Raw genomic sequence first — 21,642 nt, forward strand, 5'->3', positions numbered from 1 at the left:
GATCACGGCATAGACCAGCGGCCGGTGGGCGCAGAGGATGCCGATCGGGATGCCGATCACCAGCGACAGGAAGGTGGCGCTGATCACCAGCGCCAGGGTCTGCATGGTCTCGGTCCAGTAGCCGAGATTGAGGATCAGCAGCAGGCCGATCACGACCATCACGACCAGTTGCCAGCGCCGGTGCAGCACATAGGCGAGGACGGCCACGAGACCGATGAAGACCAGCGGTGGCGGCCACAGGAAAACGTCGATCAGCCATTCGATGGCGGTGCCGAGTCCGATCGAGATGGCGTCGAAAACGCTGGCGAAATTGTCGGTCAGGAAATCCGTCAGGTGCTTGATCCACAGCCCGAGCGGAATCTTCTGGGACAGCAGCGCGCTCAGTTCGTCCATGCGGCGTCCTTCTTGTTCCGGACGTTTGGACGACGCGCCGCCGGGACAGCGGCGCGCCTGTCAGGGGGCGTCAGAGGCCGAGCGACGCCTTGACCGCGGCGAGGCCGTCCTTGCCGTCCAAGGTGGTGACGCCGGCCAGCCAGGGCGTCAGCACGTCCGGATTGGCCTTGAGATAGGCGGTCGCCGCCTTGCCGCCCTCCTCCCCACCGGAGGTGATCGCCTCCATCACCGTCGCTTCCATGTCGAGATTGAAGGCCAGGTTCTGCAGCAGCTTGCCGACATTGGGGCATTCGGTCAGGTAGCCGGCCCGGACATTGGTGTAGACCGTGGCGCCGCCGAAATTCGGCCCGAAATAGTCGTCGCCGCCGGTCAGGTATTGCAGCGGAAAGTTCTTGTTCATCGGGTGCGGCGCCCAGCCGAGGAACACGATCCACTCCTTGCGGCGGACCGCGCGGTCGACCTGGGACAGCATACCCTGCTCGCTCGACTCGACCAGCTGCCAGCCTTTCAGGCCGAAGGCGTCCTTGTCGATCATGCTCTGGACCAGGCGGTTGCCGTCATTGCCCGGCTCGATGCCATAGATCTTGTCGCCAAACTTGTCGGCGTTCTTGGCCAGGTCGGCGAAATCCTTGACCCCGCCCTGGGCCACGTAGTCGGGCACGGCGAGGGTGTATTTGGCGCCTTCGAGATTGGCCCTGACGCTCTCGACCGACTTGTCGTCGAGATAAGGCTTGGCGTCGCCGGCCATCGACGGCATCCAGTTGCCGAGGAACACGTCGATGTTTTTGTTCTTCATCGAGACATAGGTGACAGGCACCGCCAGCAACTCGGCCGAGGGCTCATAGCCGAGCCCCTTCAGCACCGCCGAGGTCAGCGCCGTGGTGGCGGTGATGTCGGTCCAGCCGACATCGGAGAACCGCACCTTCTGGCAGCTCGCCGGATCGGCCGCCTGGGCCGTCCCGGCCGCCAGGGCCAGCCCCAGCACCAGCCCGCTCATACGCCACGACATCATGATGCGACTCTCCTGTTTGCCCGCCTGTCCGGCAATTTTCGTTCTTTAGGGGGCAATCCCAGCCACAGAACCAGCGGCAAGGTGCCTCCGCGCGAGTCTAACGATGGCCCGCGTGCCGCCGCTGGCCGATTTCCGGCATGGCATGACGCAAACCGGACTCATTGCCCGCCGCGGCCCCGCTAGCATGCGGCCGCCGCCGCAGGAGTGGAAGCCATGACGACAGAATTCGACTACGTGATCGTCGGCGCCGGGTCGGCCGGCTGCGTCCTGGCCAACCGGCTGTCGGCCGAGCCCGGCACCCGCGTGCTGGTGCTGGAGGCCGGGCCCGAGGACCGGACCTGGAAGATCCATATGCCGGCGGCGCTGACCTACAATCTCGGCGACGACAAGTACAACTGGTACTACGAGACCGAGCCGCAGCCGGCGATGGACAACCGCCGCATGTACTGGCCGCGCGGCCGCGTGCTCGGCGGCTCCTCCTCGCTCAACGCGATGGTCTATGTCCGCGGCCATGCCTATGACTATGACCGCTGGGCCGAGGAAGGCGCCGCCGGCTGGTCCTATGCCGAGGTGCTGCCCTATTTCCGCCGCGCCGAGACCCGGGCCAAGGGCGGCGACGATTATCGCGGCGCGGACGGCCCGCTCAACGTGTCGACCGGCAGCCAGCCGAACCCGCTGTTCGACGCCTTCATCCAGGCCGGGCAGCAGGCGGGGTATCCGTTCACCGCGGACATGAACGGCTATCAGCAGGAAGGCTTCGGCAAGATGGACATGACGATCCATCAGGGCGAGCGCTGGTCGGCCGCCAAGGCCTATCTGAAGCCGGTCCGGTCGCGGCCGAACCTGACCATCGAGACCGGGGCGCTGAGCACCCGCATCCTGTTCGAGGGCACCCGCGCGGTCGGCATCGAATACGCCCAGGCGGGCCAGGTCCGCACCGCCCGCGCGGCGCGCGAGGTGATCTTGTGCGGCGGCGCCATCAACTCGCCGCAGCTGCTGATGCTGTCGGGCGTCGGCCCGGCCGACCAGCTGCGCCGCCACGGCGTCGCGGTGGTGCACGACCTGCCCGGCGTCGGCCGCAACCTGCAGGACCATCTGGAGATGTACATCCAGTATGAGTGCACCAAGCCGATCACGCTCTACAGCGTCGAGAACCCGCTCTACAAGGCGAAGGTCGGGGTGGAGTGGTTCCTGTTCCGCAGCGGCCTGACCACCTCGGCCCATCTCGAGGCCGGCGGCTTCATCCGCTCACGCGCCGGCATCCGCCACCCGGACATCCAGTACCATTTCCTGCCGTCGGTGGTGAACGACCACGGCCGCCAGCCGGGCGACCGCCACGCCTTCCAGGCCCATGCCGGGACCATGCGCGCCACCTCGCGCGGCTGGGTCGATCTGCGCTCGGCCGACCCTCGGGCCAAGCCGATCCTGCAGCCGAACTACCTGACCACCGAGGAGGACCGCGCCGACATGCGGGCCTGCGTCAGGCTGACCCGCGAGATCTTCGCCCAGAGCGGCTTCGACCCCTATCGCGGGCCCGAGATCTCGCCCGGCACCGCGGTGCGCACCGATGACGAGATCGACGCCTTCGTCCGGGCCAGGGCCGACAGCGCCTATCACCCCTCCTGCACCTGCAAGATGGGGGTCGATGAGATGGCGGTGGTCGACCCCGAGACTCGGGTGCGCGGTCTGGAGGGCTTGCGAATCGTCGACGCCTCGATCATGCCCTCGATCGTCAGCGGCAACCTGAACGCGCCGACCATCATGATCGGCGAGAAGGCAGCCGACATCATCCTGGGCCGCACGCCCTTGCCGCCGTCGAACGCCCCGGTCTACGAAGCGCTTAACTGGCAGACGGCGCAGCGCTGAAACAGGAGAACGCCATGGTCGAGATCGGGCTGCATATCGGCGGACAGGCGGTCGCGGGCAGCGGCACGCCGTTCGATACCATCAACCCGGCGACCGGTCAGGTCATCGGCCGGGTCGCCGCCGCCTCCCCCGCCGATGTCGACCGCGCCGTGGCCGCCGCCAAGAGCGCCTTCGACGGCTGGGCCGGCATGACCGGCACCCAGCGCGGCCGCATCCTGCGCGAGGCGGTGCGCCTGCTGCGCGCCAACCGCGACCGGCTGGCGCGGATGGAGGTCGAGGACACCGGCAAGCCGATCGCCGAGGCGCTGTCGGTCGACATCGATTCCGGCGCCGACGCGATCGAGTACTTCGCCGGGCTGGCGCCATCGCTGCACGGCACGCACCATGATTTCGGCCGTGCCTTCGCCTATACCCGGCGCGAGCCGCTGGGCGTGGTCGCCGGCATCGGCGCCTGGAACTACCCGCTGCAGATCGCCTGCTGGAAGTCCGGCCCGGCGCTGGCCTGCGGCAACACCATGGTGTTCAAGCCGTCCGAGCTGACCCCGATGACGGCGGTGGCGCTGGCCGGGATCTTCGCCGAGGCCGGCCTGCCGCCCGGCGTGTTCAACGTGGTCCAGGGCAAGGGCGATGTCGGCCAGGCGCTGGTCACCCACCCCGATGTCGCCAAGGTGTCGCTGACCGGGTCGGTGCCGACCGGCCGCAAGGTCGCCGCCGCCGCCGCCGGGGCGATGAAGCATGTGACCATGGAGCTGGGCGGCAAGTCGCCGCTGATCATCTTCGCCGACGCCGATGTCGAGAACGCGGTCAAGGCGGCGATGATGGCCAACTTCTACACCCAGGGCGAGATCTGCTCGAACGGCACAAGGGTGTTCGTCGAGGCGCCGCTGCACAACCGCTTCATGGACCTGCTGCTGGCCCGCACCGAGACGATGCGGATCGGCGACCCGATGGACCCGCAGACCCAGGTCGGCGCCCTGATCTCGGCCGAGCACCGGGCCAAGGTGCTGGGCTATGTCGACGCCGGGGTGAAGGCCGGCGCCCGGCTGGTCTGCGGCGGCCGCGCCCCGGCCGACCCGGCCCTGGCCGGCGGCTATTTCGTCGAGCCGGCGATCTTCGACGCCTGCCATGACGACATGTCGATCGTACAGGAGGAGATCTTCGGCCCGGTGATGACGGTGCTGACCTTCACCGATGAGGACGAGGCGGTGCGCCGCGCCAACGCGACCGAATATGGCCTGGCCGCCGGCGTCTTCACTCGCGACCTGGCCCGTGGCCACCGCGTGGTGGCCCGGCTGCAGGCCGGCACCTGCTGGATCAACAACTACAACATCACCCCGGTCGAGATCCCGTTCGGCGGGTACAAGCAGTCCGGCCTGGGCCGCGAGAACGGCCTCGCCGCGCTGGAGCACTACACCCAGCTGAAGAGCGTCTATGTCGAGACCGGCGACGTCGACTGCCCGTATTGAGCCGTCGCCGGCCACCGCCACCGGCCGAGAAGCGCCGAGGGGTGGCGGACCAGCATGTACCGCCAGGCCTGGGCCATCAACAGCCTGAGCCGGTTGTCCGGGATCAGCATGATCCGCTGCCGGGGCAGATCGAGAAACCCATCGGCGCTGGCGCTGTTCGCCGCCCAGACGGCATCCAGCCTGCCTGCCTGCATGGCGGCGCGGAAGAACCGTGTCTGCCAATGTTCATCGCCCTGGGTGTTGGCCAACACCCGTTCGGCTCGTTCGGCCCGAAGCTTGATCTCGCGGGCCGAGCGGATCGGCACATGAAACAGCTCCAGATCCTGCGCCAGGATCTCGCAAGGACCGTGCGTGAGCGCGTGCTGTCCCTTGCTCAAGGCCACCGGAGAATCGGCGACGAACCCGACCTTCGGCACCGTCAGGCACACGAATGACCGATCGAAGGATTCGACGGTGGCAGGGTCGGTATCGGCCAGTGCCGGAGCACGGTACCGGACGCTGAACAGCCCTCGCCGTCGACGATGCCGCTCAGACCGGTCCTGCACGAACTGGACCCAGCGTCCAACAAACAGGCCGGGCCTGGTCGCCGCGGCCCGAATCTGGGAGACGTCGACACTCCAGAACTCGTCGGCGTCAAACGGAAAGACGATGTTGAATCCCGCGGCGAGCGCCTGGTTTGCGGCGGCGGACATGGCCTCTGCCTGCTTCAGGACATCATGAACGACACGCTCCACGGTTACCCTGGGATTCGACTTGGCGACGGAGCACAGGAGCTCGAACGTTCCGTCCGACGACTGATCGTCAACGAAGTGAATTCGATCGAACCCTATCCTCAAGTAATGACCGACCAGAAATGGCACCAGATCTACGGTGTCTCTCAGCATGCAAATTCCACAAATTTTCGTCATGAAAATTCCTCTGCAAATTTATCAAATGATGCAGGTCCGGAGATCGTCGGTCAAATGCGTCGAACCGCACGCGGCAGGTGGATAGGCCGCCTCGCTGCTCCATCGGCGCGCCGTGTCGGCCCCCGACCTTGCCCGGGCGGGCCTGCCGGAGCATAGTCCCGCCGCCTCACGGTGACGGCCCTGGTTCATGAGCAGCTTCCGGATTCGCGACGACACCCCGCACTACACCATCCTGACCAAGCTGCAGTTGATGAGCTGGGGCCTGGTGGTGCTGGTCTGCGCCATCGCCGCGGTCGGGGTGATGCTGCTGTATTCCGCCGGCGGCGGCTCGTGGGAGCCCTGGGCCAGCCGGCAGCTGACCCGCTTCGCCACCGGCTTCATCGTCATGCTGCTACTGGCGCTGGTCGACATCCGGACGTGGATGAAGCTCGCCTATCCGATCTACGCCATCGTCTTCGCGCTGCTGATCGTGGTCGAGATGATGGGCCATGTCGGCATGGGCGCCGAGCGCTGGATCAATCTCGGCCCCCTGGTGATCCAGCCCTCCGAGCTGATGAAGATCGCCCTGGTGCTCGCCCTCGCCCGCTACTTCCACGGCTTTTCGCTGATCGAGGTGCGCAACCCGCTGGTGCTGATCGTGCCGCTGCTGCTGATCCTGGCGCCGGTCGGGCTGGTGCTGATGCAGCCTAACCTCGGCACCGCCATGCTGCTGATCCTGACCGGCGGCGCGGTGCTGTTCGCCACCGGCGTGCGGCTGTGGAAATTCGCCATCGCCATCACGCTGGGCCTGTCGGCGATCCCGATCGGCTGGGAGTTCCTGCACGACTACCAGAAGAACCGCGTCTACACCTTCCTGGAGCCTGAGCGCGACCCGCTGGGCGCCGGCTACAATATCATGCAGTCGAAGATCGCGCTCGGCTCCGGCGCCCTGTTCGGAAAGGGCTTCACCGCCGGCACGCAGAGCCAGCTGATGTTCCTGCCGGAGAAGCACACCGACTTCATCTTCGTGGTGCTGGCCGAGGAGTTCGGCATGGTCGGCGCGCTGATCCTGCTGTTCCTCTACACCATGCTGTTCGTCTACGGGCTGATGATCGCGCTCAGCGCCCGCAGCCATTTCGCCCGGCTGGTCGGCATCGGCCTGACCACGACCTTCTTCCTCTATGTCTTCGTCAATGTGGCGATGGTCACCGGGCTGATCCCGGTGGTCGGCATCCCGCTGCCCCTGGTGTCCTATGGCGGCACCGCGATGCTGACCCTGCTGATGGGCTGCGGCATCCTGCTCAGCGTCTGGATCCATCGCGAGGTGCGGGTGCCGCGCAGCGGCATCACCGACTACTGAGCCTGCACGCTTCGACCAAGGCCGAAGCGTTCGCAGGGAGCCCTCTCCGGGCCGCGGCCGTTCTTCCGTGAAAAGCGGGAGCAGCCGACATGCCTTCAGCCGACATCATCGACATCCCGCGGACGCGGCCCGGCCTCGTCCTCCTCGCCATGTGCTTCGGCGTGCTGGTGGCCCAGATCGACACCTCGGTGGTCAATCTCGGCGCCCATGCCATCGGCGCCGCCCTCGGCCTCGGGGTCGGCGCGCTGCAATGGGTGCTGGACGTCTACAACCWGGTCTACGCCACCCTGCTGCTGACCGGCGGGCTGCTGGGTGACCTGTTCGGCCGCCGGCGGATCTTCGTCGTCGGGGTCGCCATGTTCGCCCTCGGCTCGCTGGCCTGCGGCCTGGCCCCAGACGGCACCGTGCTGATCGCGGCCCGGGCGATCACCGGGCTGGGCGCCGCGCTGCTGCTGCCCGCGTCACTGTCGATCCTGGCCGCGACCTATCCCGATGCCCGGGAGCGCGCCCATGCCATCGGCATCTGGGCCAGCTGTAATGGCCTGGCCTTCGCCATCGGGCCCACGCTCGGCGGCATCCTGGTCACCGCGGCGGGCTGGCGCAGCCTGTTCTTTGTGGTCGTGCCGGTGGCCGCCCTCGCCCTTCTTCTGGCGGTCCGGTCGGTGCCCGAATCGGCCGATCCGGAGGAGCGGCGCCTCGACCTGCCGGGTCAGGGGCTTGCCATGCTGGCGCTGGGCGCCCTGACCTTGGCCGCGATCGAGGGCAACCGCTGGGGCTGGACCTCCGCCGCCACGCTTGCCGGCGTCGCCGTCGGCCTCATCGCGATCGTGCTGTTCCTGGCGGTCGAATCCAGCACCGAGGGGGCGCTGGTGCCGCTCGACCTGTTTCGCAACCCGGCCCTGTCGGGCTCGCTGATCGTGGCGCTGGCGATGACCTTCGGCATGTACGCCATGCTGTTCCTGGTCCCGGTCTATCTGCAGACCGTGCGCGGCGCCACGCCGATCCAGGCGGGGCTGGAGCTGCTGCCGATGTCGGTGATCTTCTTCCTCGTCTCGCAGGTTTCCGGCCGGCTGGCGACCCGGCTGGGGCCACGGGCGCTGATGACCGCCGGCATGGCGCTGATCGGGTTCGGGCTACTGCTGCTCGCCCGGATCTCCGCCGGCACCGGCCTGCTCTATGTCGAGACGGCGCTGCTGATCACCGGCATCGGGCTCGGCCTCAACACCGGCCCGGTGATGGCGGTGACGGTGTCGAGCGTGCCGCAGGAGCGGTCGGGCACCGCCGCCGGGCTGGTGAACACCGCGCGGATGATCGGCGCGACCCTGGGCGTCGCGATCCTCGGCGCCGTCTTTGCCGCCCATGGCGGCGACGTCAACGCTCCGGCGGACCGGCTGATCGGCGGCTTGGGGCCGGCCCTCCTGGTCGGGGGCTTGGGGGAATGTCTTGGAGCGGTCGCGGCCCTGGCCTTGATCCGTCGCGACGCGCTGGAGCGGCAGGCCGACTGAGAGCCCTCAGGCGTCGCCGCGCAGGGCGGCCTGCAGGCGTTTCAACTCCGCCAGCAGCACGGTCAGCTCGTCGCGCAGCTCAGTGGAGATGCCCTGAGCGCGGCCCTCGCGCCCGGCGCCGGCCAGCAGCGAGAGCTGTAGCTCGTCGCGGGGCTTTGCGGCCGGCTTGGTCCGGGTGACCGGAACAGGTCTCGCCGGCCCGGACTGTGTCCCGGCCTCGTCGGACGCCGCGGCGGGCGCATCGGACTCGGCCGATTTGCCCTCCTTCAGCAGGCGCTGCACGCCTTTGATGGTGTAGCCCTCCTCATAGAGGAGACGCTGGATCCGGCGCAGCAGCTGGACGTCCTCGGGGCGATAGTACCGACGGCCACCGCCGCGCTTGAGCGGGCGGACCTGGGAGAACTTGGTTTCCCAGAACCGCAGCACATGCTGCGGCACGGCGAGGTCGTCGGACACCTCGCTGATCGTGCGATAGGCTGTCGCCGATTTGCGCAGCGGCGCGGGCTTCGCTTCCGATCCTGCCATTCCGGCCATGGCTTACTCGTCGTCGTCCAGGGGAGGATTGGTGCCGTTGATGCGCCCCTTGAGCACATGCGAGGCGCGGAACACCAGCACCCGGCGCGGCAGGATCGGCACCTCCTGCCCGGTCTTCGGATTGCGCCCGACTCGCTGACCCTTCTGGCGCACGCCGAAGGTGCCGAAGGACGAGATCTTCACCGTCTCGCCACGTTCGAGCGCTTCGGAAATTTCTTCAAGCACCGTCTCAACAAGGTCAGCGGACTCATTGCGAGACAAGCCGATTTCCTGATAGAGCGATTCGCTGAGCTGCGCTCGTGTCACCGTTTCCGCCATGCCGCCCCCCCGACGGGCAATTGCGAAGAAGACCGTCGCAGGACGGTAACCTCCACAAAATAATCCGTCAATTCCAAAGCGTTGGGCGAATTTCCTCACGAGCCCCTCAGGCGAGGCCCGCTAACTGCTTACAGCAGGCTACCAGCGCACCAGGGCGGCGCCCCAGGTCAGGCCGCCGCCCATGGCCTCGAGCAGGACGAGGTCGCCGGCCTTGATGCGGCCGTCGTTGATGGCCTCGGCCAGCGCCAGCGGGATCGAGGCGGCGGAGGTGTTGGCGTGCTTCTGCACCGTCAGCACCACCTTCTCCATCGGCATGTCGAGCTTGCGGGCAGTGGCGTCGATGATGCGCTTGTTGGCCTGGTGCGGCACCAGCCAGTCGATGTCGGCCGGGGTCAGGCCGTTCGCCGCCAGGGCTTCCTCGACCACCTCGGCCAGGTTGATGACCGCGTGCTTGAACACTTCGCGGCCTTCCATCCGGACATGGCCGACGGTGCCGGTCGAGGACGGCCCGCCATCGACATACAGCTTGTCCTCGTGGCGGCCGTCGGAATGCAGATGGGTCGACAGGATGCCGGGGTCGTTGGTGGTGCCGCCGCCTTCGACCGCGCGCAGCACCACGGCGCCGGCGCCGTCGCCGAACAGCACGCAGGTGCCGCGGTCGGTCCAGTCGAGCAGGCGGGAGAAGGTCTCGGCCCCGATCACCAGCGCCGTGCGCGCCTGGCCCAGTCGGATCATGTTGTCGGCGACCGCCAGGGCGTAGACGAAGCCGGAGCAGACGGCCTGGACGTCGAAGGCGGCGCCGCGGGTCATGCCGAGCGCGGCCTGGACCCGCACCGCGGTGGCCGGGAAGGTCTGGTCCGGGGTGGTGGTGGCCAGCACGATCAGGTCGAGGTCGCTGCCTTCGACTTTGGCCATGGCCAGCGCCTTGCGGGCCGCGGCGAGCGCCAGGTCGGAGGTCTTCTCATTCGGCCCGGCAATGTGGCGGACGCTGATGCCGGTGCGCTGGACGATCCATTCGTCGGAGGTGTCGACCGTGCGGGCCAGCTCGGCATTGGTGACAACGCGGTCAGGCAGGGCAGAACCGCATCCGATGATGCGCGCGCGGCGGACTGTCATTGCGGTTGTTCGATCCCGATCGGAGCAGTCGTTGAAGCCGTCGAAGCAGCGTCGTCGCCGTTCCGACTGCCTTCGAAACGGCTGAACTCCTGCTTCACCTTATCATTGAAACCGTGGATGACCAGATCGACCCCGACGTCGATGGCATGGGCGAAGCCCTCGCCGTCGGTGCCGCCATGGCTCTTCACGCAGATGCCGTTGAGGCCGAGGAACAGCGCCCCGTTGTACTGGCGCGGATCGGTCCGGTGCCGCAGCCGGCGGAAGGCACCGCGCGCCAGCAGGTAGCCGAGCGAGGCGAGCCAGGAGGATCGGAAGCTGTGGCGCAGCCAGGTGGCGTAGAGCTTGGCCGTGCCCTCGGCGGTCTTCAGCGCGATGTTGCCGGAGAAACCGTCGGTCACGACCACATCGACCTTCCCGGCCGGGATGTCGTCGCCTTCGACGAAGCCCTCGAACCGGCCGGGGAATTCGAGCTCGCGCAGCCGTGCGGCTGCGTCGCGCACCGTATCCGGTCCCTTCAGCGCCTCGGATCCGACATTCAGCAGGCCGACCGTGGGGGTGACCAGGCCCAGCACCGCCTTGGCGAAGACCGAGCCCATGATGGCGAATTGGATCAGGTTCTCGGCGTCGCATTCGATGTTGGCGCCGAGGTCGAGCATGACGCTCTCGCCGCGCAGCGTCGGAAACAACGACGCGATCGCCGGCCGGTCGATGCCTGGCAGCGTTTTGAACACGACCTTCGCCGTCGCCATCAGCGCGCCGGTGTTGCCGGCGGACACGACGCATTGCGCCTCGCCCGCGGCCACAGCGTCGATGGCCAGGCGCATGCTTGAGTTGCGCCCGCCGCGCAGCGCGGCGGAGGGCTTGTCCTCGTTGGTGATGACGTCGGCGGCATGCCGAATCGTCGACACCGCGGCCAGGGCCGACCGTTTCGCCAGAAGCGGCGCGATCCGCGCCTCGTCACCGACGATCAGGAAGTGCACGTCCGGATGGTGCGTGCGGGCGATCTCAGCCCCTTCGAGCACCATTTCCGGCGCCCGATCGCCCCCCATGGCGTCGAGCGCGATCGTCACTGGGCCAGAGGCCGCCGGGTCGGACATTCCCTATGCGGGCGCAGTCGATCAGGCGGTCGCGGTCGTCTCGGTGACAACCTCACGGCCGTGATAGTGGCCGCAGGCGTCGCAGACATGGTGCGGACGGGCCAGCTCACCACAATTGGCGCACTCGACATAGGAGGCGCCGGCCAGAGCGTGGTGCGAACGCCGCATGTCGCGCCGCGACTTCGACGTCTTCTTCTTCGGAACAGCCATTTGCTTGAACTCTCGATTCGAAAAGGCGGCACCAGGGGGGCCGCCTCGGACGGGCGTTACTTAATGGAAAAGGCGCAACGGGGCAAGGAAAAGCGATCCCTTGCCCGTCACTTACCTGCCTAGTCGCCGCCGCCGCCCTTGAGCACGGCGAAGGGGCGGCGCGTCTTTGTCTCCCCCTCCGGCAGCTCGGCCGCGGGCTCCGGCGCGTCGGGCGAGCGCGGATAGGGATCGAGCGCCAGCAACAGGTGCTGCGCCGCCAGCTCGCCCAGATCGATGCGGCCGTCGGCCAGCGGCTCGACCTCCGCCGCCAGCGGATCGACCTCGACCTCCGCCTCGTCCCGCCCCGCCGCATGAGCGAAGACGGCCTCGACCTCGTCCTCGACCGCGGCAGGCACCGGGTCCAGCGTCACCACGCAGCGCTGCACCACTGCGGCGGTGAGCGTGCCGGTCACCACCACGGTGTCGCCGCGTCCGGGCGTCAGGGTGAGTCGGGCCTGCAGTGCGCCCAGCGCCAACAGGTCGAAGCGGCGGGCGAGCCCGGCGCGCTCGGCCTCGTCGGCCTCGATCATGATCGTCCGGCCGCCGCGCGGCAGGGTGTTGACGCCGACCACGCGGCTGAATTCAGGGGTCGTCATCAGGCTGCCTCCACCATCTCGGGCGCCGGGCCGAACAGGACCTCGCCGGCCAGGAACGCCGCCACCGGCTGTGCCGCCAGGCCGGCGACCTCGCGGCGCAGATAGACGGCGACCGCCCTCACCTGCCCCGGCTCCGGCTCGACCGTGCCATAGAGGTTACGCCGCAGCGCCGCGTCCAGTTCCTGCGGATCGGCGGCGGCCAGGCCATGGTCATAGGCGACGACGCGGCCGTAGAAGCCGCGCCCCATCGCCTTCACCTTCTTGCCGATGCTGAAATCGGTGACGCCGATCTCGCGCAGGCTGAGATCCATGTCGCTGACCATGTGGTCAAACAGGGCCTGGGCGAAGTCCGGCGCCGGCGGTGCCTCGCGCTTCAGCCGGTGCAGCACCAGGAAGGCGTGCAGGGCCAACGCCTCGAACCGGCCGTCCAGCGTGTCCGGCACGCCGCAGGCGGTGTAGAAGGCGGGGCTGCGCGCCTGCTCGACCAGCTTGACGTAAAGCTCGGCGGCGACGCGTTCGCGGCGGTGGCGGGTGAACAGCTTGGACAGCACGGGATCGATCGGTTTCTGCGCGAAGGACGGCGATATTGGTCGAACTCCACGTGGTGTGCTAGAGGGAAGCCTTCAATTGGGAGCCCTCAGGGGCGCGGAGACATGAGGCGATGACGGAAAGAGCAAGGGTCGTCCGGACCATGGCGGCCGGCCTGCTCGTGGCGGCGGCGCTGACGGCCTGCACGCCCCGGGTGGCGACGCGCGGCAACCTCGTCGAGGATTACCGGCTCGAGCAGGTCCACACCGGCACCAGCACCAAGGCGGATGTGGCGACGATCCTGGGCACCCCGACCACGGTGTCCACCTTCGACGACAACACCTGGTACTATATCGGCCAGCGGGTCGAGACGGTGGCCTTTTTCGCCCCCGAGGTGACCAAGCGCCGGGTCCTGCGCATGCAGTTCGACCCGGCCACCAGCACGCTGACCGAGCTGAAGGAGCTGAACCTGGAGGATGGCGAGCAGGTGGCGCTGGTGTCGCGCGAGACGCCGACGCTGGGCCGCCGCATCGGCATCCTGGAGCAGTTCCTCGGCAATATCGGCCGGTTCAACAACGACGGCACCGGCACCGCGACCGCCCGCGGCGCGCCGGTCGGGCAGGGCGGCGTCGCCAGCTCGGTCGCCGGCGGCAACTACTAGCCGCCAGCCGACGGCGACCAAAACCCCGGCGCCGACGGCGCCGGGGTTTTGGTCGTGAGCGAAACGATCAGTGGGCCAGGATCGCCAGCAGCAGCAGGGCCACGATGTTGGTGATCTTGATCATCGGGTTGACCGCCGGGCCGGCGGTGTCCTTGTAGGGATCGCCGACGGTGTCGCCGGTGACGGCCGCCTTATGCGCGTCCGACCCCTTGCCGCCGTGGTTGCCTTCCTCGATGTACTTCTTGGCATTGTCCCAGGCGCCGCCGCCCGAGGTCATCGAGATGGCGACGAACAGCCCGGTGACGATGACGCCGAGCAGCATCGCCCCAAGCGCGGAGAACGCCGCCCCGCGGCCGGCGATCGCCTCGATCACGAAGTACAGCACGATCGGCGCCAGCACCGGCAGCAGCGACGGCACGATCATCTCGCGGATCGCGGCCTTGGTCAGCATGTCGACCGCGCGCTTGTAGTCCGGCCGGCTGGTGCCGGCCATGATGCCGGGATCCTCGCGGAACTGGCGGCGCACCTCCTCCACCACCGATCCGGCGGCGCGGCCGACCGCGGTCATGCCCATCGCGCCGAACAGATAGGGCAGCAGGCCGCCGATCAGCAGGCCGACCACGACATAGGGGTTGGCGAGGGAGAAATCGAGCACCAGACCCTGGAAATACGGGTGCTCGCCCGGGTTGGAGATGAAGAAGTTCAGGTCCGAGGTGTAGGCCGAGAACAGCACCAGCGCGCCGAGGCCGGCGGAGCCGATGGCATAGCCCTTGGTCACCGCCTTGGTGGTGTTGCCGACGGCGTCGAGCGCGTCGGTGGTGACCCGGACCTCCGCCGGCAGGTCGGCCATCTCGGCGATGCCGCCGGCATTGTCGGTGACCGGACCGTAGGCGTCGAGCGCAACGACCATGCCGGCCAGGGCCAGCATGCTGGTGACCGCGATGGCGATGCCGAACAGGCCGGCCAGCAGGTAGGTGACAATGATGGCGACGCAGATGATCAGCGCCGGGATCGCGGTCGATTCCATCGAGATCGCGAGGCCCTGGATCACATTGGTGCCATGGCCGGTGGTCGAGGCCTGGGCGACCGACTGCACCGGCCGGAAGTTCGTGCCGGTGTAGTATTCGGTGACCCAGATCAGGAGGCCGGTGACGACCAGACCGCTGACCCCGCACAGGAACAGCGAGAAACCGCTGAAGGTGACGCTGCCGCTACCGCTGCCGACTGTGTAATGAGTTCCGAGGCCGACCACCACCCAGGTGACCAGCAGGATGCCGACCAGCGACAGCCCGGCCGAGACCACGAAGCCGCGGTACAGCGCCCCCATGATGTTGTTGTTGGCGCCGAGCTTGACGAAGAAGGTGCCGGCGATCGAGGCCGGGATGCAGATGCCGCCGATCGCCAGCGGATAGAGCATCATCCACGACATCGCCGCGGAGCCCGCGAAGAAGATCGAGGCCAGGACCATGGTGGCCACGGTGGTGACGGCATAGGTCTCGAACAGGTCGGCGGCCATGCCGGCGCAGTCCCCGACATTGTCGCCGACATTGTCGGCGATCACGGCGGGGTTGCGTGGGTCGTCTTCTGGGATGCCGGCCTCGACCTTGCCGACAAGGTCGGCGCCGACATCGGCACCCTTGGTGAAGATGCCGCCGCCGAGACGGGCGAAGATCGAGATCAGCGAGGCGCCGAAGCCGAGCGCCACCAGCGGATCGATCAGGCCGCGGCCGCTGGCGCCGGAGGCGAGCAGGATGGCGTAGTAGCCGGCGACGGCGATCAGGGCCAGGCCGGCCACCAGCATGCCGGTGACGGCGCCGGAGCGGAAGGCGATGGCGAGGCCGGCAGCCAGGCCCTGGCGCGACGCCTCGGCGGTGCGGACATTGGCCCGGACCGAGATGTTCATGCCGACATATCCGGCAGCGCCCGACAGGACCGCGCCGATAATGAAGCCGATACCGACCGAGATGCCGAGAAGCAGCGAGACGATGATGGCGATGACCACGCCGACCACGCCGATGGTGAGATACTGCCGGTTCAGATAGGCGCCCGCGCCTTCCTGAATCGCGGCGGCGATTGCCTGCATTCGGGCATCGCCCGGACTGGCCGACAACACGCTCCGTGAAGCCCACACGCCATAGGCTAACGCGCCGAGGCCGCAGGCCAGCACGAAGACAAGGACCGCTGACATCATTTTCTTGAGTCCCTCGCCCCTGTTGATGACGCACCGGCCCGCTTCAGGCCGGCTCCGCTTCTTTTGCGCGGAAACGATGCCAGAGCAGGAAGGTCAGGGCAATCAGCGTGAAATTTCTTTGCTTTGCGGCCGCCGGGAAGGCTTGCAAGGCAGCGATTCGGGCGGTTTGAGGGCGTTTCGAAGCGGCGACGCGGTCAGAAATGCCGCCAGCCGGTCAGCGACTCGACGGGCCTGCCCAGAGGGTCGAGCAGACGCACCCCCTGCCCCACGGCGATCCGGCCGATCCGCGTCACCGCGGTGCCCGCCGCCACGGCCGCCGCCTCGATCGCGGTGCGGGCCGAGATCGGCGCGCTGAACAGCAGTTCGTAGTCCTCGCCGCCACCCCAGGCCACGTCCTGCAGGGACGGGTCGAGAGCGATCGCAGCGCGGGCGGCGTCGGACAGCGGCAGCGACGCCAGCTCGACCTCCGCCGCCACGCCGGAGGCGTCGCAGAGATGCGGCAGGTCGCCGGGCAGCCCGTCCGACACATCCATCGCCGCATGGGCCAGGCCGACCAGGGCACGGCCGAGCGCCATGCGCGGGTCCGGCACGCGGTGGCGCTGCGCCAGCGCGGCGGCGGCGTCGGGCGCCAGCCCCGGCAACCGGCCGAGGATCACGCGCAGGCCCAGCGTCGCGTCGCCGAGGGTGCCGCTGACATAGAGGTCGTCGCCGGGCTTGGCGCCGGACCGGCGCAGCATCGCGCCCTGCGGCACCGTCCCGAAGGCGGTGACCGACAGCACCGCGGTACCCGGGGTCCGCACCGAATCGCCGCCGAGCAGCCCGATGCCGTACAGCGCCTGGTCGGCCGCCAGCCCTTCGACGAAGCGGTCGATCCAGCTATCGTCCGGCTGGGCCGGCAACGCCAGGGTCAGGGTATAGGCGAGCGGCGCCGCGCCCTTGGCCGCCAGGTCCGACAGGTTCGAGCGCAGCAGTTTCTGGGCCACCCGCATCGGATCCTCGTCCGCCAGGTAGTGGACGGTCTCGACCATGGCGTCGGTGGTGACCACGAGGTCGCGGCCCGGGCCGGAGTCGAGCAGCGCTGCATCGTCGGCCAGGCCGAGCGCGCCGGGCATCGCCCGGGCCAGCGGCCGGAAGTAGCGGTCGATGCGCTCGAACTCGCCGAGGCCCATGGCGGCTCCTGCGGTCAGCCGGCGCGGGGCTCGCCGTCCCGGGGTTCATGGGGCCGCTGCTCGCGGGCGATGCGGTCGAGCACCGCATTCACCATCGCCGGCTCCTTGCCGCCGAAGAAGGCGCGGGTGACGTTGACGTATTCCGAGATCACGATCGGTGCCGGCACATGCAAATTGGCCAGCAGCTCCCAGGCGCCGGCCCGCATCACGCAGCGCAGCAGCAGGTCGAGCCGGGCCAGCGAGAACTGGCTGTCGAGCGCGCCGGAGACCAGGGCGTCGACCTCGTCGCTGCGCACCCGGCTGCCGCGCACGATGTCGCCGAACAGCGGCGCGTCGGGCTCGACCATCGCCTCGCCCTCGATCGGCTCGCCGAAGCGGTGATGGACGAACTCGGCGATCACCTTGTCGAGCGGCGTGCCCGACTGCTCGAGCTGGTACAGCGCCTGGACGGCGGCCAGGCGGGCGGCGCTGCGGCGGGCCTTGGCGGAGGGTTTGGGAATCGCCATCGGTCAGGCCGTGAGTTGCTTGAAATGCCGCTTGAGCTCGATCATCGCCAACGCGGCCCGGGCGGCGCCGCCGCCCTTGTCCATCTCCGCGACCCTGGCGCGGGCCCAGGCCTGGGCCTCGGTCTCCACGGTCAGGATGCCGTTGCCGATGGCCAGGCCGTGRCGCAGGGCGAGGTCCTGCAGGCCGCGGGCGCTCTCGTTGCACACGGTGTCGTAATGCGAGGTCTCGCCACGGATGACGCAGCCGAGTGCGACATAGCCGTCGAAGCGGCGCGCCGAGGTCGAGGCGATCTGCACCGCGGCCGGGATCTCCAGCGCCCCCGGCACGGCGACACGCTCATAGGTGGCGCCGATCTGCTCCAGCACCGCGACGGCGCCGCGCGCCAGCTCGTCGGTGATGTCCTCGTAGAACCGGGCCTCGACGATCAGGATGTGCGGCGCCGGCCCCATGAAGGACACGGGCCGCTGTTCTTCGGTCTTGGCGACCATCTCAATCCTCCTGGAGGCCAGCGATGGCGCGCTGCTCGACCACGGTCAGGCCGTAGCCGTCGATGCCGACGATGGTACGCGGATGGTTGGACAGCACGATCAGCTTGCGCACCCCGAGGTCGAGCAGGATCTGGGCGCCGACGCCGTAGTCGCGCAGCTCGTGCCCGCTCTCCTTCGCCGGCATGCCCTCCAGCCGCCGCTGCAGCCGCTCGCTCAGGCTGTCGGGCTGCGGCTCGCGAATCAGCACCACGACGCCCCTGCCCTCGCGGCCGATCTCGGCCATCGCCCCGTGCAGGATGCCGGCATTGCCGCCCCGGACGTCACCGAGYACGTCGTCCAGCACGTTCAGCGCATGCATCCGCACCGGCACCGGCTCATCGCCGGAGATGTCGCCCTTCACCAGCACGACATGCTCGGCGTAGCGCGCGGTGTTGACATAGACCAGCATCCGCCATTCGCCGCCCCAGCGGCTCGCGATCGTGGTTTCGAGCTTGCGCTCGACCAGCGATTCTTTGCAGCGGCGATAGGCGATCAGGTCGGCGATGGTGCCGATCTTGAGGTTGTGGAACTGGGCGAACTTCACCAGGTCCGGCAGCCGGGCCATGGTGCCATCGTCGTTCATGATCTCGCAGATCACCCCGGCCGGGTACAGCCCGGCCAGGCGCGAGATGTCGACCGCCGCCTCGGTGTGGCCGGTGCGCTCCAGCACGCCGCCGTCGCGCGCCACCAGCGGGAAGACATGGCCGGGCGTGGCGACATCGGCCGGACCGCAGGCCGGGTCGATCGCGACCGCGATGGTGCGGGCCCGGTCGGCCGCCGAGATGCCCGTGGTCACGCCCTCGCGCGCCTCGATCGAGACGGTGAAGGCGGTCTGGTGGCGCGAGGCGTTGCTGCGGGTCATGAGCTGCAGGCCAAGCTCGTCGATCCGCTTGTGCTCCATCGCCAGGCAGATCAGGCCGCGGCCGTAGCGGGCCATGAAGTTGACCGCCTCGGCATCCGCCATCTGCGCCGGGATCACCAGGTCGCCCTCGTTCTCCCGGTCCTCGTCGTCGACCAGGATGAACATGCGGCCCTGGCGCGCCTCCTCGATGATCTCGTCGATCGGCGAGAGCAGCGCCTGGTCGTCGGGACTCAGCCGGTTGTCTTGCGATCCCGCAGCAGGCGCGCCGTGTACCGCGCCAGCATGTCGATCTCCAAGTTCACGCGGCGATCCGTGCTTAAGCTTCGAAAGGTCGTGCATGACTGCGTGTGCGGAATGATGTTGACGCCGAAGCGGCAGGTGCCGGACGGGGTGTCGGCGACCTCGTTGACGGTCAAAGAGACGCCTTCGATGGCGACCGAGCCCTTGGAGGCGATGTAGTCCGCCAGCTCGGCCGGAGCCTCGATGGTGAAGCGGACACTGTCGCCCTCGGGCCGGCGGTCGACGATGGTGCCGACGCCGTCGACATGGCCGTAGACCAGATGGCCGCCGATCTCGTCGCCGAGCCTGAGCGAGCGCTCGAGATTGACCTCGGTGCCGACAGCCCAGTCGCCCAGCGTGCTGCGCGACAGGGTCTCGGCCGACGCCTCGACCGCAAAGCGGCCGGGGCTGGTCTCGATCACGGTCAGGCAGACGCCGTTATGGGCGACCGACGCGCCGATCTCGATCGTTGACGTGTCGAAGGCCGTCTCGATGATGTAGCGGGTGTCGCCTCGCCGCTCGATCGCCGCGACGCGCCCCACATCGGTGATGATGCCGCTGAACATGGCGGGCACCCTATGACGGTCGCGCTGTGGTTTCCAGCGAAACCACACGAAACCAGACGCCGGTCAGGGTCGCTCGCCGCGCAGCTGCTCGACGAAGTCGCTGAAGGCGCCGGGTTCCTGGAAGTCGCGATAGACCGAGGCGTAGCGGATATAGGCGACCTTGTCGACGCCGCTCAGCGCCTTCATCACCATCTCGCCGATCGACTTGGACGGGATCTCGCTCTCTCCCGAGCTTTCGAGCTGGCGGACCAGCGAATTGACGATCCGCTCCAGCCGCTCGATGTCGATGTCGCGCTTGCGCAGGGCGATGCGCATCGAACGCAGCAGCTTCTCGCGGTCGAAGGGCTCGCGCTGCCCGCCCGACTTGATCACCGTCAGCTCGCGCAGCTGGATCCGTTCGAAGGTGGTGAAGCGGGCGCCGCAGGCCGGGCAGAAGCGCCGACGCCGGATCGCCGAATTGTCCTCCGTGGGCCGCGAATCCTTCACCTGGGTGTCGTCGTGGCCGCAGAATGGACAGCGCATCGGTGCCCCCGGAAATGGTTTCGCCCACAGCGAATGGATACCATCCGTTGTGGGCGAACCACAATCTATCGAGTGTCGGGCCGGACGGATTCCAGTCCTGGAGGACGTCAGAGGTCCGGGTAGATCGGGAACCGGGCGCAGAGGGTCTCGACCCGGGCCCGCACCGCTTTCTCGACCGCCGAGTTGTCCTCGGGGTTGGCGGCCAGGCCGTCCAGCACCTCGACCGCCATCTCGCCGATCTGGCGGAACTCGGCCAGGCCGAAGCCGCGCGAGGTCGCGGCCGGGCTGCCCAGGCGGACGCCGGAGGTGATGGTCGGCTTCTCCGGGTCGAACGGCACGCCGTTCTTGTTGCAGGTCATGCCGGCATGCTCGAGGCTGGCCTCGGCCGCCTTGCCGGTCAGCTTCTTCGGCCGCAGGTCGACCAGCATCAGATGCGTGTCGGTGCCGCCGGAGACGATGTCGAGCCCGCCGGCCCGCACCGTCTCGGCCAAGAGCTTGGCATTGTCGACCACCGCCTTGGCGTAGAGCTTGAACTCCGGCCGCAGCGCCTCGCCGAAGGCCACCGCCTTGGCGGCGATGACGTGCATCAGCGGGCCGCCCTGCAGGCCGGGGAAGACCGAGGAGTTGATCTTCTTGCCGATCTCCGGGTCGTTCGACAGCACCATGCCGCCGCGCGGGCCGCGCAGGGTCTTGTGCGTGGTGGTGGTGACGATGTGGGCGTGCGGCAGCGGGCTGGGATGCACGCCGCCAGCGACCAGGCCGGCGAAATGCGCCATGTCGACCATCAGATAGGCGCCGACCGAATCCGCGATCTGGCGGAAGCGGGCGAAGTCGATGATCCGCGGATAGGCCGAGCCGCCGGCGATGATCAGCTTCGGCTTGTGCTCGGTGGCCAGGCGCTGCAGCTCGTCATAGTCGATCCGCGCGTCGTCACGGCGGACGCCGTACTGCACCGCGTTGAACCACTTGCCGGACTGGTTCGGGGCCGCGCCGTGGGTCAGGTGGCCGCCCGCCGCCAGCGACATGCCGAGCACGGTGTCGCCCGGCTGCAGCAGGGCGAAGAACACCGCCTGGTTGGCCTGGGCGCCGGAATGCGGCTGGACGTTGGCATAGGTGCAGTCGAACAGCTTGCAGGCGCGCTCGATCGCCAACATCTCGGCCACGTCGACGAATTCGCAGCCGCCGTAATAGCGGCGGTTCGGATAGCCCTCGGCATATTTGTTGGTCAGGACCGACCCTTGGGCCTCGAGCACGGCGCGGGAGACGATGTTCTCGCTGGCGATCAGCTCGATCTGCGTCTGCTGGCGCTTCAGCTCGTCCCGGATGCCGCGCAGCACGGCCGGGTCGGTGTCTTCCAGGCGGGCGGTGAAGAGGGAACTGGCGGCGGTCATCTTGGCGGCGGAATCGGAAGAGCTCATGGGCAAATCATCC

22 protein-coding genes and 1 pseudogene are annotated in these 21,642 nt (G+C 68.5%); 5 read left to right on the top strand and 18 right to left on the bottom strand.

Annotation, left to right across the window (positions count from 1 at the left end):
* Together AB4Z01_RS27665 and AB4Z01_RS27670 are read right to left on the bottom strand one after the other, a co-directional pair.
* A pseudogene (locus tag AB4Z01_RS27665) lies at positions 1 to 393 on the bottom strand (choline ABC transporter permease subunit); the annotation flags it as partial.
* Positions 394 to 463: 70 nt separating this feature from the next.
* A complete protein-coding gene (locus AB4Z01_RS27670) occupies positions 464 to 1,405 on the bottom strand; it encodes a choline ABC transporter substrate-binding protein (protein ID WP_441699170.1) in 942 nt (313 codons plus the stop codon).
* Between the two features lie 213 nt (positions 1,406 to 1,618).
* Between AB4Z01_RS27670 and betA the strand changes: the two genes are divergently transcribed.
* Together betA and betB are read left to right on the top strand one after the other, a co-directional pair.
* A complete protein-coding gene (gene betA, locus AB4Z01_RS27675; protein WP_441699172.1) occupies positions 1,619 to 3,271 on the top strand; it encodes a choline dehydrogenase in 1,653 nt (550 codons plus the stop codon).
* Between the two features lie 14 nt (positions 3,272 to 3,285).
* Positions 3,286 to 4,737: a betaine-aldehyde dehydrogenase gene (gene betB / locus AB4Z01_RS27680; protein ID WP_441699173.1), complete on the top strand. Its 1,452-nt coding sequence runs from the start codon at positions 3,286 to 3,288 to the stop codon at positions 4,735 to 4,737.
* Here the strand turns inward: betB and AB4Z01_RS27685 are convergent.
* The gene (locus AB4Z01_RS27685) at positions 4,701 to 5,621 is read right to left on the bottom strand and encodes a glycosyltransferase family 2 protein (protein ID WP_441699174.1); all 921 of its coding nucleotides are present in this window, start codon (positions 5,619 to 5,621) and stop codon (positions 4,701 to 4,703) included. The two genes, betB and AB4Z01_RS27685, sit on opposite strands and share 37 nt — an antisense overlap.
* A 211-nt stretch (positions 5,622 to 5,832) precedes the next feature.
* Between AB4Z01_RS27685 and rodA the strand changes: the two genes are divergently transcribed.
* Entirely contained in the window at positions 5,833 to 6,984 is a 1,152-nt protein-coding gene (gene rodA, locus AB4Z01_RS27690) for a rod shape-determining protein RodA (protein WP_441699176.1), read from the top strand.
* 89 nt (positions 6,985 to 7,073) lie between these two features.
* Entirely contained in the window at positions 7,074 to 8,489 is a 1,416-nt protein-coding gene (locus tag AB4Z01_RS27695) for an MFS transporter (RefSeq protein ID WP_441699178.1), read from the top strand.
* Between the two features lie 6 nt (positions 8,490 to 8,495).
* Here AB4Z01_RS27695 and AB4Z01_RS27700 read toward each other — a convergent pair whose 3' ends face one another.
* The 7 genes from AB4Z01_RS27700 to AB4Z01_RS27730 form a co-directional block, all read right to left on the bottom strand.
* Positions 8,496 to 9,023, bottom strand: a complete 528-nt coding sequence (locus tag AB4Z01_RS27700; protein WP_441699180.1) for a MerR family transcriptional regulator — start codon at positions 9,021 to 9,023, stop codon at positions 8,496 to 8,498.
* A gap of 3 nt (positions 9,024 to 9,026) precedes the next feature.
* Complete coding sequence (locus AB4Z01_RS27705) at positions 9,027 to 9,341, bottom strand: integration host factor subunit alpha (RefSeq protein ID WP_138890980.1); 315 nt, start codon at positions 9,339 to 9,341, stop codon at positions 9,027 to 9,029.
* Positions 9,342 to 9,479: 138 nt separating this feature from the next.
* Entirely contained in the window at positions 9,480 to 10,457 is a 978-nt protein-coding gene (locus AB4Z01_RS27710; RefSeq protein WP_441699182.1) for a beta-ketoacyl-ACP synthase III, read from the bottom strand.
* Positions 10,454 to 11,554 (bottom strand): phosphate acyltransferase PlsX, encoded by a 1,101-nt coding sequence (plsX, locus tag AB4Z01_RS27715; RefSeq protein ID WP_441699183.1) that lies wholly within the window; start codon positions 11,552 to 11,554, stop codon positions 10,454 to 10,456. The genes AB4Z01_RS27710 and plsX overlap by 4 nt, the downstream gene beginning before the upstream one ends.
* A 21-nt stretch (positions 11,555 to 11,575) precedes the next feature.
* Positions 11,576 to 11,764 carry a 50S ribosomal protein L32 gene (gene rpmF / locus AB4Z01_RS27720; RefSeq protein WP_429229779.1) on the bottom strand — a complete coding sequence of 63 codons (189 nt, stop codon included), beginning with the start codon at positions 11,762 to 11,764 and terminating at the stop codon, positions 11,576 to 11,578.
* Between the two features lie 119 nt (positions 11,765 to 11,883).
* The gene (locus AB4Z01_RS27725; RefSeq protein ID WP_441699185.1) at positions 11,884 to 12,399 is read right to left on the bottom strand and encodes a YceD family protein; all 516 of its coding nucleotides are present in this window, start codon (positions 12,397 to 12,399) and stop codon (positions 11,884 to 11,886) included.
* Positions 12,399 to 12,950: a ubiquinol-cytochrome C chaperone family protein gene (locus tag AB4Z01_RS27730; protein ID WP_441699187.1), complete on the bottom strand. Its 552-nt coding sequence runs from the start codon at positions 12,948 to 12,950 to the stop codon at positions 12,399 to 12,401. Before AB4Z01_RS27730 ends, AB4Z01_RS27725 begins: the two co-directional genes overlap by 1 nt.
* 110 nt (positions 12,951 to 13,060) lie before the next feature.
* Here AB4Z01_RS27730 and AB4Z01_RS27735 point away from each other — a divergent pair, with 110 nt between their 5' ends.
* On the top strand, positions 13,061 to 13,588 hold the full coding sequence (locus AB4Z01_RS27735; protein ID WP_441699188.1) for an outer membrane protein assembly factor BamE: 528 nt from the start codon (positions 13,061 to 13,063) through the stop codon (positions 13,586 to 13,588).
* Positions 13,589 to 13,655: 67 nt separating this feature from the next.
* Here the strand turns inward: AB4Z01_RS27735 and AB4Z01_RS27740 are convergent, their stop codons facing one another.
* The 8 genes from AB4Z01_RS27740 to glyA all read right to left on the bottom strand — a co-directional run bounded on the left by AB4Z01_RS27740 (position 13,656) and on the right by glyA (position 21,602).
* On the bottom strand, positions 13,656 to 15,776 hold the full coding sequence (locus AB4Z01_RS27740; protein WP_441699217.1) for a sodium-translocating pyrophosphatase: 2,121 nt from the start codon (positions 15,774 to 15,776) through the stop codon (positions 13,656 to 13,658).
* A gap of 197 nt (positions 15,777 to 15,973) precedes the next feature.
* On the bottom strand, positions 15,974 to 16,948 hold the full coding sequence (thiL, locus tag AB4Z01_RS27745) for a thiamine-phosphate kinase (RefSeq protein ID WP_441699190.1): 975 nt from the start codon (positions 16,946 to 16,948) through the stop codon (positions 15,974 to 15,976).
* 14 nt (positions 16,949 to 16,962) lie between these two features.
* Complete coding sequence (gene nusB / locus AB4Z01_RS27750) at positions 16,963 to 17,454, bottom strand: transcription antitermination factor NusB (RefSeq protein ID WP_441699191.1); 492 nt, start codon at positions 17,452 to 17,454, stop codon at positions 16,963 to 16,965.
* Positions 17,455 to 17,457: 3 nt separating this feature from the next.
* Positions 17,458 to 17,943, bottom strand: a complete 486-nt coding sequence (locus AB4Z01_RS27755; protein WP_441699192.1) for a 6,7-dimethyl-8-ribityllumazine synthase — start codon at positions 17,941 to 17,943, stop codon at positions 17,458 to 17,460.
* A gap of 1 nt (position 17,944) precedes the next feature.
* Positions 17,945 to 19,078 carry a 3,4-dihydroxy-2-butanone-4-phosphate synthase gene (gene ribB / locus AB4Z01_RS27760; RefSeq protein WP_441699219.1) on the bottom strand — a complete coding sequence of 378 codons (1,134 nt, stop codon included), beginning with the start codon at positions 19,076 to 19,078 and terminating at the stop codon, positions 17,945 to 17,947.
* Positions 19,075 to 19,689 (bottom strand): riboflavin synthase, encoded by a 615-nt coding sequence (locus AB4Z01_RS27765; RefSeq protein ID WP_441699193.1) that lies wholly within the window; start codon positions 19,687 to 19,689, stop codon positions 19,075 to 19,077. The genes ribB and AB4Z01_RS27765 overlap by 4 nt, the downstream gene beginning before the upstream one ends.
* Before the next feature lie 63 nt (positions 19,690 to 19,752).
* Positions 19,753 to 20,211 (bottom strand): transcriptional regulator NrdR, encoded by a 459-nt coding sequence (gene nrdR / locus AB4Z01_RS27770; protein WP_342235068.1) that lies wholly within the window; start codon positions 20,209 to 20,211, stop codon positions 19,753 to 19,755.
* Between the two features lie 107 nt (positions 20,212 to 20,318).
* Positions 20,319 to 21,602 carry a serine hydroxymethyltransferase gene (glyA, locus tag AB4Z01_RS27775; RefSeq protein WP_441699221.1) on the bottom strand — a complete coding sequence of 428 codons (1,284 nt, stop codon included), beginning with the start codon at positions 21,600 to 21,602 and terminating at the stop codon, positions 20,319 to 20,321.
* Positions 21,603 to 21,642 lie beyond the last annotated feature (40 nt).

Source organism: Inquilinus sp. YAF38 (genome assembly GCF_052113205.1).
In the GTDB taxonomy this organism is placed as follows: domain Bacteria; phylum Pseudomonadota; class Alphaproteobacteria; order DSM-16000; family Inquilinaceae; genus Inquilinus.

Bases quoted from the DNA above. Each gene is read 5' to 3' on its own strand.
- AB4Z01_RS27670 (WP_441699170.1), bottom strand. From the start codon at position 1,405: ATGATGTCGTGGCGTATGAGCGGGCTGGTGCTGGGGCTGGCCCTGGCG.
- betA (WP_441699172.1), top strand. From the start codon at position 1,619: ATGACGACAGAATTCGACTACGTGATCGTCGGCGCCGGGTCGGCCGGC.
- betB (WP_441699173.1), top strand. From the start codon at position 3,286: ATGGTCGAGATCGGGCTGCATATCGGCGGACAGGCGGTCGCGGGCAGC.
- AB4Z01_RS27685 (WP_441699174.1), bottom strand. From the start codon at position 5,621: ATGCTGAGAGACACCGTAGATCTGGTGCCATTTCTGGTCGGTCATTAC.
- rodA (WP_441699176.1), top strand. From the start codon at position 5,833: ATGAGCAGCTTCCGGATTCGCGACGACACCCCGCACTACACCATCCTG.
- AB4Z01_RS27700 (WP_441699180.1), bottom strand. From the start codon at position 9,023: ATGGCCGGAATGGCAGGATCGGAAGCGAAGCCCGCGCCGCTGCGCAAA.
- AB4Z01_RS27705 (WP_138890980.1), bottom strand. From the start codon at position 9,341: ATGGCGGAAACGGTGACACGAGCGCAGCTCAGCGAATCGCTCTATCAG.
- AB4Z01_RS27710 (WP_441699182.1), bottom strand. From the start codon at position 10,457: ATGACAGTCCGCCGCGCGCGCATCATCGGATGCGGTTCTGCCCTGCCT.
- plsX (WP_441699183.1), bottom strand. From the start codon at position 11,554: ATGTCCGACCCGGCGGCCTCTGGCCCAGTGACGATCGCGCTCGACGCC.
- rpmF (WP_429229779.1), bottom strand. From the start codon at position 11,764: ATGGCTGTTCCGAAGAAGAAGACGTCGAAGTCGCGGCGCGACATGCGG.
- AB4Z01_RS27725 (WP_441699185.1), bottom strand. From the start codon at position 12,399: ATGACGACCCCTGAATTCAGCCGCGTGGTCGGCGTCAACACCCTGCCG.
- AB4Z01_RS27735 (WP_441699188.1), top strand. From the start codon at position 13,061: ATGACGGAAAGAGCAAGGGTCGTCCGGACCATGGCGGCCGGCCTGCTC.
- AB4Z01_RS27740 (WP_441699217.1), bottom strand. From the start codon at position 15,776: ATGTCAGCGGTCCTTGTCTTCGTGCTGGCCTGCGGCCTCGGCGCGTTA.
- thiL (WP_441699190.1), bottom strand. From the start codon at position 16,948: ATGGGCCTCGGCGAGTTCGAGCGCATCGACCGCTACTTCCGGCCGCTG.
- nusB (WP_441699191.1), bottom strand. From the start codon at position 17,454: ATGGCGATTCCCAAACCCTCCGCCAAGGCCCGCCGCAGCGCCGCCCGC.
- AB4Z01_RS27765 (WP_441699193.1), bottom strand. From the start codon at position 19,689: ATGTTCAGCGGCATCATCACCGATGTGGGGCGCGTCGCGGCGATCGAG.
- nrdR (WP_342235068.1), bottom strand. From the start codon at position 20,211: ATGCGCTGTCCATTCTGCGGCCACGACGACACCCAGGTGAAGGATTCG.
- glyA (WP_441699221.1), bottom strand. From the start codon at position 21,602: ATGACCGCCGCCAGTTCCCTCTTCACCGCCCGCCTGGAAGACACCGAC.